Annotated in this window: 1 protein-coding gene; it reads right to left on the bottom strand. The window is 60.6% G+C overall.

Annotated features, from left to right (window positions below; genetic code table 11):
• Nucleotides 1–93: 93 nt before the first annotated feature.
• The coding region (locus tag EN859_RS37665; protein WP_245525905.1) for a hypothetical protein at nt 94–279 on the bottom strand (186 nt) is incomplete at its 5' end.

Here is a 279-nt window from a genome sequence, read left to right as displayed (position 1 = left end):
GCGCGCTACTCTCGCAACTTCGCGTAACGGCGGGCAATTAATGGTGAGTTTTTGCCTACCTGTACCCCGCAAATCGAGATGCGGCCCATCCGGTCAACGCCACGCGTCGACGATGATCCGCTTCAGGATGTGCAGCTTGCGATGCAGGAAATGCTCGGCGCCCGGAATCACCACGACAGGCAATTCCTGCGGCCGCGCCCAGTCGTAAACCGATTGAATGGGAACCGTGTCGTCCGTCTCGCCGTGAATCACCAGCGTGTTTTCCGGCACCGGCGCGAC

The sequence above is a fragment of the Mesorhizobium sp. M00.F.Ca.ET.216.01.1.1 genome, from assembly GCF_004010325.2.
Lineage (GTDB): Bacteria > Pseudomonadota > Alphaproteobacteria > Rhizobiales > Rhizobiaceae > Mesorhizobium.
Note: the sequence above shows the minus strand (reverse complement) of the source record. Positions and strands in the feature narration are given on the sequence as shown.